Origin of the sequence: Siminovitchia jepli, from assembly GCF_047228825.1 — a bacterium.
Lineage (GTDB): Bacteria > Bacillota > Bacilli > Bacillales > Bacillaceae_C > Siminovitchia.
In genome coordinates, this window is the sequence record NZ_JBFEGN010000003.1 from 67,915 (window position 1) to 80,075 (window position 12,161).

A 12,161-nucleotide genomic window follows, 5' to 3' on the forward strand; every position below is an offset into this window, starting at 1 on the left:
ACTTTAACTTCAATAAATGTTTTGTTTTCATACAAAAATGCAGGAAAAAATAAACAGCCTGTGTACTCATGAACACAGGCTACAGCGGATTTAATAAACCGGCGTATTTTCCTTTGACATACTTTCCAAGATTTCTTTCACACGTTTTAAAAAGCGGCCGCAAATGAGTCCGTCAAGGATCCGGTGATCCAAAGACAAACACATATTGACCATATCGCGAATGGCAATGGCGTTATCGCTTGTGACGATCGGCCGTTTGACAATCGACTCGATTTGCAAAATGGCTGCCTGGGGATGATTAATGATACCCATGGACTGGACAGAGCCGAACGCCCCTGTATTATTGACTGTAAAGGTGCCGCCTTCAACGTCTTCTTTCTTGAGTTTGCCTGTTCTCGCCTTATTGGCCAGCTCATAAATATTTTTGGCGATTCCCTTTATGGATTGTTCGTCGGCATGTTTAATCACCGGGACAAAAAGGGAATCTTCGCTCGCCACTGCAATGGAGATGTTTATCTCTTTTTTCTGGACAATCTTGTCTCCTGCCCACATGGAATTCATCACCGGGAATTCTTTTAACGCCTGGGCAACCGCTTTGACAAAAAAGGCAAAATACGTCAGGTTAAACCCTTCCTGCCGTTTAAAATCCTCCTTGATGGAATCCCGGTATTTGACAAGATTCGTCACGTCCGCTTCAATCATCATCCAGGCATGCGGAATTTCTTGTTTACTCCGGACCATATTGGCCGCAATGGCCTTTCTGATGCCGGCAACCGGAATTTCAACGTCCCCGGATGCAAGCGGAATAGCAGCGGTTTGTACTGATGCTGTTTGTGGACCGGTTCTTGTTGATGCGGCTTCTTTTTGTTCATCTTTGGCCGTTGGAATGTTGCCGGAATCAATCAGCATTTGCAAATTCTTGCGGGTAATCCTGCCATCTTTTCCGGTCCCTGCCACTTGGGACAAGTCAATGTTATATTCCTGGGACAGCCGGACGACAGCCGGAGAATAGCGGGCTTTTGCCGTCTGCTTTTTTGATTTTTTTTCGTCTGCCGTGTTTTTGGGAGAAGGAATGTCCTGCTTGGCAACTGGAGCAGCATTTTGGCCTTCCGTTTTGCTTACAGCCCCATCGCCTTCTGTTTCAATCGTGCAAATGATTTCTCCGACAGCCAGTGTTTCATCCTCTTCAGCGATCAGTTCCTTAATCGTTCCTGTAAAAGAAGAAGGGATTTCGGCATTCACTTTATCCGTCAGCACCTCGGCGATAGGATCATATTTATGGACGTGATCCCCCGGTTTGACGAGCCATTTGCTGATTGTTCCCTCCGTGACGCTTTCACCCAGCTGCGGCATTGTAATATTTTCTATTGCCAAAGATTCAGCCCCCTTTAAGCTTGATTTGAAAGCCTATTAATATTCGGCAAGCTCCCGCATTGCTTTTTCAACCTTGTCCGGGTTCACCATAAAATATTTTTCCATTGTCGGCGCATAAGGCATGGCTGGAATATCCGGGCCGGCAAGCCTTTTGATCGGTGCATCCAAGTCAAACAGGCAATGTTCGGAGATGATCGCCGCCACTTCGCTCATGATGCTGCCTTCTTTATTATCTTCCGTTACAAGCAGCACTTTCCCTGTTTTGGATGCAGCCTCCATGATGGCTTGCTGATCAAGCGGATAAATCGTCCGTAAATCCAAAATATGGGCTTCAATGCCGTCTTGTGCCAAACGTTCGGCAGCCTGAAGCGCAAAATGTACACACAGTCCGTATGTAATGACCGTTATGTCGTCTCCCTCGCGTTTCACATCTGCTTTTCCGATCGGCAGGACATACTCCTCTTCCGGTACATGCCCTTTAATCAGCCGGTACGCCCGCTTATGTTCAAAAAACATTACCGGGTCCTCGTCGCGTATCGCTGCTTTCAACAGACCTTTCACGTCGTATGGAGTCGAGGGCATGACGATCTTCAGTCCCGGCTGATTCGCAAAAATGGCTTCAACGGATTGAGAATGATAAAGTGCTCCGTGCACTCCGCCCCCATATGGAGCACGGATCACGATGGGACAGTTCCAATCATTATTGGACCTGTACCGGATACGGGCTGCTTCGGAAATAATTTGATTGACTGCAGGCATAATAAAATCGGCAAACTGCATCTCTGCAACCGGCCGATAGCCGTACAATGCAGCCCCTATTCCAACGCCGGCGATCGCTGATTCGGCTAGAGGCGTATCAATGACCCGTTCTTCCCCGAACTGCTCATATAATCCTTGGGTTGCTTTAAACACCCCGCCCTTCCTGCCTACATCTTCACCAAGCACAAATACCTTCTCATCACGCTCCATCTCTTCTTTAAGCGCACTCGTCACTGCTTCAATATAAGAGATTACTGCCATAAAAGTTCCCCCTGCTCCCCTTCGTGATACACATGTTTCAAGGCGTCTTCCGGGGCTGCATACGGAGCTTCTTCCGCATATTCCGTCGCCTCGTTAACTTGTTTCATGACCCGTTCATTGATTTCTTTTTCCATTTCGTCTGTCATTACGCCGCTTTCTTTCAAGTAGGCGCCAAATAAAATAATCGGATCTTCGCTTTTCGCCTTGGCCACCTCATCCGGAGACCGATAAAAACGGTCGTCGTCATCCGATGAATGTGCCGTAAGCCTGTTGCACATCGTTTCAATTAGTGTCGGCCCTTCCCCTCTCAAGCACCGCTCTCTTGCTTCCTTGATGACTTTGTACACTTCAAGCGGGTCTTTGCCATCTACGGTAATTCCCGGCATGCCGTAGCCGATGGCACGGTCTGATACCTTTTCACAGGCAAGCTGTTTTTCAACCGGAACGGAAATGGCATATTTGTTGTTTTCACACATGAAAATAACAGGGAGTTTATGAACTCCGGCGAAGTTGGCGCCTTCATGAAAATCACCCTGGTTCGACGACCCTTCCCCAAATGTGACAAAAGCAACAAGATCTTTCTTGTCCATTCGTGCGGCGAGCGCCACACCAACGGCGTGGGGAACTTGTGTTGTAACCGGCGATGAGCCTGTCACGATCCTGTTCTTCTTTTGGCCGAAATGTCCCGGCATTTGACGTCCGCCCGAATTTGGATCATCCGCTTTCGCAAAAGCGGAAAGAAGCACTTCCTTCGGCGTCATGCCGAACGATAAAACGACAGCGAGATCCCGATAATAAGGAAGTATGTAGTCTTGATTTCGATCAAGCGCGAAAGCCGCACCCACCTGAGCGGCTTCCTGGCCCTGGCAGGAAATGACAAACGGAATCTTTCCGGATCGGTTTAAAAGCCACATCCGCTCATCAATTCGCCGGGCGAGTATCATGGTCTCATACATGCTCACTACTTCCTGATCGCTCAATCCGAGCTCTTTATGACGATTTTTTGCCATTTATTTCTCCTCCCGTAATTTCCTTTTTATGAATGGATCGCCCGGCCATCAACAGCAAGTGCAGCTTCACCGATCGCTTCGCTTAATGACGGGTGTGGATGAATGGAGTTTGCAACTTCCCACGGTGTCGCATCAAGGACTCGTGCAAGTCCGGCTTCCGATATCATGTCCGTTGCATGAGGGCCAATGATATGTATTCCAAGAATATCATTCGTTTCCCCGTCGGCGATGATTTTTACAAAGCCGTCCGTTTCGCCGTAAACGAGAGCCTTTCCGATTGCTTTGAATGAAAAATTACCTGTTTTGACTTGATGTCCGAGTTCTTTCGCCTCTGCCTCCGTTAAACCGACACTTGCTATTTCCGGGTTGCTGTAGACGCACCTCGGTACATCTTTATATATGATCGGCGTTGGGTCTTGGCGCGCAATATGCTCGACTGCCTTCATTCCTTCATAAGAGGCTACATGGGCAAGCTGGAGGCCCCCGATCACATCTCCAATCGCATAAATATGCGCTTCCTTCGTTTGATAGTTTTCATTGACTTTAATGAAGCCGCGGTCAAGCTCAATATCCGTATTTTGCAGTCCAAGGTTTTCGGTGTTTGGCTGGCGCCCTACCGAAACGAGTATTTTTTCGGCCGCAAAAGTCTGTTCCTCCCCTTTAACAACGGAAGAAATGGAGGCCGATTCACCTGTTTTTTGAATTGATTCAGGCAGGACTTTAGCATTCGCAACAACCTTGACCTTCTTTTTCTTTAAAATTCTTTCCATTTCTTTGGAAATGTCACGATCCTCCGCAGGCAAAATCCGGTCTGCATATTCCAAAATGGTTACTTCCACGCCAAAATCCGATAACATGGAAGCCCATTCGATGCCGATTACTCCTCCGCCAATAATCAAAACCGACTTGGGTAGCTGCTCCATTTCCAGCGCTTCATCCGAGGTTAAAACAGTTGTACCGTCGATATCCAGCCCCGGCAGGGATTTTGGCCGGGAGCCGGAAGCAAGGATGACATTTTTTGGAATAAGCATTTCATTTTCTTCGCCACTGTCCATTTCCACAGAGACAGTGCCCGGCATTGGCGAAAAAATGGAAGGTCCCAAAATTCTGCCGATACCGTAATAAACGTCGATTTTCCCTTTTTTCATCAAATGCTGGACGCCTTGGTGCAGCTTTTGGATAATCCCGTTTTTCCGTTCCTGCGCTTTTGAAAAATTCAAGTGGACATTTTCGGAGGAAACTCCGAATTCAGCACTCCGTTTGGCCGTCGAATACACTTCTGCGGTACGAAGCAGCGCTTTGCTTGGAATGCAGCCTTTATGCAGGCATGTGCCGCCAAGCTGTTCTTTCTCCACAAGCGCCGTTTTCAAGCCTAACTGTGACGCGCGGATGGCGGCAACATACCCGCCCGTACCCCCACCGATGATAACGAGGTCATACTCTTTTGCCATTTTTTGTCCTCCTCATACCCCATTCACATTCAAATGCGGCGCTCCATTGGTTCCGATCCACGATTGGGTGCTCGGCACCGCGACCTTTTGGGAAGTTTGTCTATATACGATTATGGAGAATGTGCTTGTTATTCAATAAAAACTGGCTTCGGGAATTTTTGATCTTTTCTATTCTTTCTTCAGCCATGCGGTCTGCCGCCATATATGTAGGAATGTGATCCCGTTTTGAGATCATGATCACTTTCTCGACATTATTGTATATTGTTTCCACTTTCTTTAACGCCCGCTCTTTGTTATAACCGTAAAGTTCATCTGCTACATTGATGACTCCCCCGGCGTTGATGACATAGTCAGGGGCGTATACGATGCCCATTTCATGAATGATGTCTCCATGCCTATTTTCCTTTAGCTGGTTGTTTGCTGAACCCGCAATGACTTTCACTTTAAGCTGGGGAATCGTTTCATCATTGATCACGGCTCCGAGTGCACAAGGAGAAAAGATGTCAGCCTTTACGGCATAAATATCCCCCGGATCCACGACCTTTGCGCCAAAAGCTTCTTCCGCCCTGTTTACGGCATCTTTATTAATGTCCGTTACAATCAGGTGCGCGCCTTCTTCGGACAAATAGCGGCAAAGTTCAAAGGCAACGTTTCCCACTCCTTGAACCGCTACTGTTTTTCCTTCTAATGAATCAGTGCCGAATGCCTCTTTTGCGGCGGCTTTCATTCCGACATAGCAGCCATAGGCGGTGACCGGGGAAGGATTCCCGGAAGAGCCAAAGGCCGGGGAAATTCCGGTTACAAAATTCGTCTCTTCGTGGATTAGATCCATATCGTGTACGGTTGTCCCTACATCTTCAGCAGTAATGTAGCGTCCGTTCAACCCCTGTATATATCTGCCGAATGCCCTGAACATTTCTTCATTTTTGTCTTTTTTCGGATCACCCATGATAACGGCTTTTCCTCCGCCCAGGTTTAAACCGGCTGCCGCATTTTTATAAGTCATTCCCCTGGCAAGCCGCAGGGCGTCTTGAATGGCTGCTTCTTCACTGTCGTACGTCCACATTCTTGTTCCGCCGAGTGCAGGTCCCAACGTGGTGTCATGGATGGCTATAATTGCCTTTAATCCAGACTGCTCATCGTGACAAAATACCAATTGTTCATAGTCATGATCTGCCAGGCTTTTGAATACGTTCACAGAACAACCCCCAATATTCAAGTTTTGTTAAAAATAAGCTGTCTGCCGGTAAATAATACTTGTCACAATTGATTGTAACGAAAAGCTCCTTGCTTGACAAATGTTACCGATAGGATATGATTTTTTTGAAGTATTTTTTCAAGGAGATTTATATGGCACGGATTATTGCGCTTATTATATTATTGCTCCCAGGGCTTTTGGCGGGTTATGGCATTAAATTGATGAGGGATATGCTGTTCGGGATTTTACAGTCGCCTTATCCGGGTTTGGGGATTCAATTTCTTGCCGGGCTCGTTTATTTTATTGTCGGGTTCAGTTTTATCGGAGGTTTCATTTTGCACCGGGACCGAAAAAGAAACAAGGTACAGGACCGTTTTAAAAAAAGATAAAGTGAAGCTTCAAACAGTGGGGGATGAAAATCCCCCACTGTTTGTTTCGGTGCCCCCAGCCGGTCTCACAAATGAATATACCCAAGAAAAAGATCTGCGCAATATGCAGACCTTTTATGAGTATTGATTCCTGATTCGAAACGCTTTTCCCGGATAATCGGTTATAATGGCTGAACAATTGATGGCAAATAGTTTCTTCATGTCCCTTTCTTTATTGACCGTAAAGGGCCGAACCGCAATCCCGCAATCCATGGCCACCTGTATTGCTTCGGCGGAAATGGATTTCAGTTTGGGATGAATGCCGCTTGCCTGAAGTGATCTTGCATATTCCCAAGGCCGGAACAGAACTTCATTATACAGCGGGGCCGTTTGGATTTCAGGCGCCAAATGCACACAATGAACAAGTGAATAATGTTTAAACGAAGAAATGATTGTCCGCCTTTCAAAACAAAATTCCCTGACTAGATCAATCACTTTCTCTTCCAATCCTTTATACGCCTTTACGGCATTTTTCAGCTCGATATTGCATAGAAGGCCATTCCCTTCAAGCCACTCGAAAACTTCCCGCAAAGAAGGAATGCGTGTGGTTTTCTTAAAAAAATGGGTAGCATGGAAATTCGCTTTCAATTTTCGGATCTGTTCAAAAGTAAAATCTTCCACGTATCCGCTGCCGTTTGTCGTCCTGTCAACGGTAATATCATGGATGACGACGATCTCCCCATCCGCCGTTAATTGAACATCCAGCTCAATCCCGTCGGCTCCCGCTTTTTCCGCCGCAACAAAAGCCTCCATCGTATTTTCCGGGTGAGTGCCCGCAGATCCCCGATGTGCCAGTATATATGTCATCTGCCCACCACCTCAAAGGGTATTTAATTATTGATACCCTTATATATTCAAAACTCCCTTGTATGGGGTTTTATTCATCCCCCCTTTTGGTAAAAGCAATCGCATCCTGCACCCTGCCTCTCCGATTTTTTGAGGGCGGGAGTCTTGCGGCCAGCGAATATTAGGATGCTTTATGCTCCAGTCTTAATTTATCCGCAACCATGGCAATGAATTCCGAATTTGTAGGCTTGGCTTTGGACATGCTGATCGTATAGCCGAACAAGGATGAAATCGCATCAATATTTCCCCGGCTCCATGCCACTTCAATCGCATGGCGAATGGCTCTTTCAACACGGCTGGCTGTCGTGTTGTATTTTTTTGCGATGTCCGGATAAAGAACTTTTGTAATCGCACCAAGCAATTCAATATCATGATATACCATTGAAATCGCTTCCCTTAAGTACAGATAGCCTTTAATATGGGCAGGAACGCCGATTTCGTGGATAACGGTTGTAATGCTCGCTTCGAGATTTCTTGCTTTATCCTCGCCTTGCTTTTTCGTTTGGGATGATGCGGATTTTACGGTCCGGTTTCCTTTCCCGCTTACATTTCTTATATGGTTTGCTAAATATTCCATATCAAACGGTTTCAGAATAAAGTAGGATGCACCGAGTTCCACTGCTTTTGTTGTTACATCTTCCTGACCGAACGCGGTCAGCATGATGACATTCGGAAACGGAATTGTTTCTGATTCCCTGATTCTCTCCAAAACGCCAAGACCATCCAAATGAGGCATAATAATGTCCAGGATAAGAACATCAACATCGACTTTCTCCAGCAGGTTTAGGCAATCTTGCCCATTATGCGCTGTTCCTACAATTTCGATGTCGCTTTGGGTGGACATATATTCCACAAGCAAAGAAATTAATTCGCGGTTATCATCTACAAGTGCAACTTTTATTTTCGCCAATTTTAGTTCCTCCCTAAATCTTCACGGTTTATTATGAGTATATTTTTATTCTAACAGACAAATACGCCAAGAAAAGGTAAAATCCTTTTTATATTTCAAAAATAAGATAAAAAGACAAGGAAGGCTTTTATTTGCCAATTTTCTCTACTGTTTTCGACATAAATCGATAAGAATTTTCCTTAAAAGAAAAACGCTCCGCGTCTTTCTTAGAAGTAAGTGGCGGGAGGTTGGCTGGAATAGAATTTGATCGTATATTCCGTCAAACCCGATCGGGGGTTCCGGATCGTCTTTGTGTAAATACCGTTCGTATTTTTTACAAAAAAAAAGGGGGCATATGGCCCCCTAACCGGCTTTTTCCATTTTTTCTTGTTCATAAATATTGATGCCGGCTTCATGCAGCATCCATTCAATATGGACGCCATACCCGGAAGTTGGATCATTGACAAATACATGGGTTACCGCCCCGACAAGCTTGTTGTTTTGAATAATCGGGCTCCCGCTCATTCCCTGAACAATTCCACCGGTTTTGTTCAACAATCTTTTATCGGTTACCTTAATGACCATTCCTTTGGTAGCCGGGAATTTTTGCGGGATGGTACTAACAATTTCGATGTCATACGCCTCTACATCATTGCCGTTTGTAACAGTTAAAATTTTGGCAGGCCCTTCTTTTACTTGATGGGACAGGCCAATGGAAAGCGGCTTGTCCATCACGCCGTTCTTGATGTCTTTTTTTAACGTTCCAAAAATGCCAAATGGACTGTTTAACGTAATGTTCCCAATGATTTCTTTATTTCCGGAAAAGCGGGCCAGTTTTTCCCCGGGAGTTCCGTGCTTTCCTTTTTCAATGGCTGTTACCGTTGATTTCACAATTTGCCCATCTTCCACAACAATGGGTTTTTTCGTGTCCATATCAGATATAACATGCCCGAGGGCACCGTATTTTTTCGATTTTGGATCATAAAAAGTCATTGTTCCGATCCCTGCGGCAGAGTCTCTAATATACAGGCCCAATTTAAAGGTCTTTTCCTTTTCGTCCTTTATTGGGAGGAGTTTTGTCTCAAATTGCTCCTGTTCCCGGCGAATCACCATATTGAGCGGTTTTCCGTCCTTGCCGGCTCTTTCAACATAATTGGCTATTTCGTCCATGCTTTTAATTTTGTTCCCGTCGATCTCTGTTATCATATCGCCAACCTTGATCCCGGCATCTTCACCAGGGGAAACTTTTCCGTCCTTGTTGGTCACAAGATGATGTCCGACAACGAGAACACCCAATGTGTTCAATTTGACACCGATGGATTGGCCGCCTGGGAGTACCTTGAAATTTTTCAGTACGTTGACGTCCACCTTCTTCACGGGCAAACCGGCAAGTTGAAGGATCATTTCATCTTTGCCGCTGTTTTCCCCCGTTAATGAGACGGCATCATTCTGATCCTTAAGTGTGAACGTGTTCACCGCTTCAGTGGCTGCAGCAACAGCAGTTGACTTTGGAAAAACCTGCTTCTCCCCTTCGAACATCGTGATGCTTTGCGGAATGTGAACATATTGTTGGAACGGCTTGGAAAAGCCGATCATGAATAGAGATACAAGGAGAATTACACCTGTTAACTTTCTTAGTCGCTCTTTCATCAGTTTCTTTTTCACTCTCCTCGCCTTCTAGTCCACAGTTATAATGTGACCTCCGGAACGTGCAATTATAACTGGGGGCGAGAAAAAAAGATGTCCAATGGAGGATAGCTTTTCATTTTTTTTAAGACTTTTTCAGGGTATAGGCAGTTTGGAGCAATTCCTTTGCATGTCTTTTTGTAATTTCAGTTATCTCTGTTCCGGATATCAAGCGGCCAATTTCTTTTATTTTTTCTTTTTCATTCAGGCTTTTGATCGTTGTTCTCGTTCTTCCTTCAATGATTTCTTTGGAAATGAGCATATGATGATCCGCCATTGCAGCGACTTGGGGCAAATGAGAAATACATAAAACTTGCGAATTGACGGATATCTTATAAATTTTCTCGGCCATCGCCTGTGCGACCCGGCCGCTTACACCCGTATCCACTTCATCAAAAATGACGGAAGTGACCCTTGTGGAAAATATTGTTTTAAGCGCAAGCATCATGCGTGACAGCTCCCCGCCGGAAGCTACTTTAGACAAGGGTTTTAATGGCTCTCCGGGATTTGTTGAAATGTAAAATTGAATGCTTTCCAACCCGTGTCCATTTGGGGGCTGCTCATTAAAAATAACCGCAAAAACGGTCTGGTCCATATACAGTTCTTTTAATTCCCGGTGAATCGCGCTTGTTAACTTGTTTGCCCATTTTTTCCGGATTTCAGTCAATTGCCTGCCCTTTTCCATTAATTGTATTTTTAGCCTGTCAAGTTGTTTTTGCAACTCTTCGATGCGGTCTTCCTTGTTAAGGATCGATTCGATTTCTTCCTTGATTTTCTTATGGTAATCCAAAATGTTTTGTACCGAATAACCGTATTTCCTTTTTAGCTGGCTGATTTCATTCAGACGCGATTCAATTTCATTTAACCGCATGGGATCGTATTCAAGCAGATCAAGCTCGGTTCTGATCGTTGAAACGGCATCCTCCAGCATATAATAACTGTTGGATACAGTCTCGATGATGGATTGGTATTTATGGTCGATTTCCGCCGCTGTTTCCAATATGCTCATCGCATGGCCGATATAGTCAAGGCCGCGCTGGTCTCCCTGCAGCTGTTCGTAGCCGTCTTTTAAGGAGGCGAACAACTTTTCAAAATTGGCAAGCCGCTTCCTTTCTTCTTCCAGCAGCTCATCTTCATCCGCTTGAAGGTTTGCTTTTTCAATTTCCTGCACTTGAAATTGAAGCAAATCGAGGCGATGGGCCATTTGCTGCTCGTTTTTGCTTAGCTCATCAATTTTATTTTGTACATCCACATATTTTTCATAAACTTTGGCGTAACGCTCCCTTGCAGGCATGATTTCCTCTTTGCCGTATTGATCCAAAAGCAATAAATGCAAAGCGTCATTCATCAATTCCTGGTGCTCATGTTGCCCATGGATATCGATTAACGAACTGCCGATCTCACGCATGGCGGAGATCGTGACAAGCTTTCCGTTAATCCGGCACACGCTTTTGCCGGTATTTGAAATTTCCCGGCGCAATACAACCATCCCTTCTTCTGCGTCAATTCCAATTTCCTTTGCTTTCTCCATACAGGAATGTTCGTCATGGATATAAAACAGGCCTTCGATTTCCGCCTTTTTTTCCCCATGCCGCACAAACTCCGCTGATCCGCGCCCTCCGACCAACAAATGGACCGCGTCAATGATTATCGATTTGCCGGCCCCTGTTTCACCGGTTAAAACAGTCAATCCTTCCGAAAATGAAATGGATATTTTGTCAATGATGGCAAAGTTTCTAATCGACAATTCCTGTAACAAAGAATTCCTCCCCTTAAAGCATGTTGATAAACTTTTCATTGATTGTTTCCGCATATTCGGGTGCCCTGCAAATAATCAAGCACGTGTCATCTCCACAAATCGTACCCATAATTTCTTCCCAATCAAGGTTATCGATCAATGCGCCAATAGCCTGCGCATTTCCCGGGAGTGTTTTTAAAACAATAAAGTTATCCGTATGATCGATTCCAATAAAAGAATCCGTTAACAACCGTTTTAACTTTTGAAGCGGATTAAACCGCTGATCGGCTGGAAGGCTATATTTATACCGCCCGTCCGGAAGAGGAACTTTCACGAGATGCAATTCCTTGATGTCCCGTGACACGGTTGCCTGCGTAACGTTAAAGCCTTGATTTTTCAAGTAATCGACCAGTTCATCCTGGGTTTCGATTTCCCTTTTTCCGATCACTTCACGGATTTTCAAATGACGCCGTCCCTTGCTCATATTTTCCACCTCTTGCATTTGCATTAAATTGCATTTT

General features: G+C 45.2%; 11 protein-coding genes. 1 reads left to right on the forward strand and 10 read right to left on the reverse strand.

From position 1 onward, the window contains the following. Window positions 1-90: 90 nt before the first annotated feature. From AB1L08_RS03165 to bcd, 5 genes are all read right to left on the reverse strand, one after another. On the reverse strand, window positions 91-1,374 hold the full coding sequence (locus AB1L08_RS03165) for a dihydrolipoamide acetyltransferase family protein (protein WP_413063225.1): 1,284 nt from the start codon (window positions 1,372-1,374) through the stop codon (window positions 91-93). A gap of 36 nt (window positions 1,375-1,410) precedes the next feature. Continuing rightward, entirely contained in the window at window positions 1,411-2,394 is a 984-nt protein-coding gene (locus tag AB1L08_RS03170) for an alpha-ketoacid dehydrogenase subunit beta (protein WP_413063226.1), read from the reverse strand. After that, window positions 2,385-3,404, reverse strand: a complete 1,020-nt coding sequence (locus AB1L08_RS03175) for a thiamine pyrophosphate-dependent dehydrogenase E1 component subunit alpha (RefSeq protein ID WP_413063227.1) — start codon at window positions 3,402-3,404, stop codon at window positions 2,385-2,387. The genes AB1L08_RS03170 and AB1L08_RS03175 overlap by 10 nt, the downstream gene beginning before the upstream one ends. Window positions 3,405-3,430: 26 nt before the next feature. Further along, complete coding sequence (lpdA, locus tag AB1L08_RS03180; RefSeq protein ID WP_413063228.1) at window positions 3,431-4,855, reverse strand: dihydrolipoyl dehydrogenase; 1,425 nt, start codon at window positions 4,853-4,855, stop codon at window positions 3,431-3,433. Window positions 4,856-4,955: 100 nt separating this feature from the next. After that, complete coding sequence (gene bcd / locus AB1L08_RS03185; RefSeq protein WP_413063229.1) at window positions 4,956-6,053, reverse strand: branched-chain amino acid dehydrogenase; 1,098 nt, start codon at window positions 6,051-6,053, stop codon at window positions 4,956-4,958. Between the two features lie 152 nt (window positions 6,054-6,205). On the opposite strand from bcd, the gene AB1L08_RS03190 reads away from it, so the two are divergent. Next, window positions 6,206-6,442 (forward strand): DUF2627 domain-containing protein, encoded by a 237-nt coding sequence (locus tag AB1L08_RS03190; protein ID WP_413063230.1) that lies wholly within the window; start codon window positions 6,206-6,208, stop codon window positions 6,440-6,442. A 114-nt stretch (window positions 6,443-6,556) separates the two neighbouring features. Here the strand turns inward: AB1L08_RS03190 and AB1L08_RS03195 are convergent, their stop codons facing one another. From AB1L08_RS03195 to ahrC, 5 genes are all read right to left on the reverse strand, one after another. Further along, the gene (locus AB1L08_RS03195) at window positions 6,557-7,288 is read right to left on the reverse strand and encodes a glycerophosphodiester phosphodiesterase (protein ID WP_413063231.1); all 732 of its coding nucleotides are present in this window, start codon (window positions 7,286-7,288) and stop codon (window positions 6,557-6,559) included. Between the two features lie 160 nt (window positions 7,289-7,448). Beyond that, window positions 7,449-8,237, reverse strand: a complete 789-nt coding sequence (gene spo0A / locus AB1L08_RS03200) for a sporulation transcription factor Spo0A (RefSeq protein ID WP_413063232.1) — start codon at window positions 8,235-8,237, stop codon at window positions 7,449-7,451. Window positions 8,238-8,579: 342 nt separating this feature from the next. Further along, complete coding sequence (gene spoIVB / locus AB1L08_RS03205) at window positions 8,580-9,866, reverse strand: SpoIVB peptidase (protein ID WP_413063294.1); 1,287 nt, start codon at window positions 9,864-9,866, stop codon at window positions 8,580-8,582. Window positions 9,867-9,987: 121 nt separating this feature from the next. Then, on the reverse strand, window positions 9,988-11,661 hold the full coding sequence (recN, locus tag AB1L08_RS03210; protein WP_413063233.1) for a DNA repair protein RecN: 1,674 nt from the start codon (window positions 11,659-11,661) through the stop codon (window positions 9,988-9,990). Window positions 11,662-11,674: 13 nt separating this feature from the next. After that, a complete protein-coding gene (gene ahrC / locus AB1L08_RS03215) occupies window positions 11,675-12,124 on the reverse strand; it encodes a transcriptional regulator AhrC/ArgR (RefSeq protein WP_413063234.1) in 450 nt (149 codons plus the stop codon). Between the last annotated feature and the right edge of the window lie 37 nt (window positions 12,125-12,161).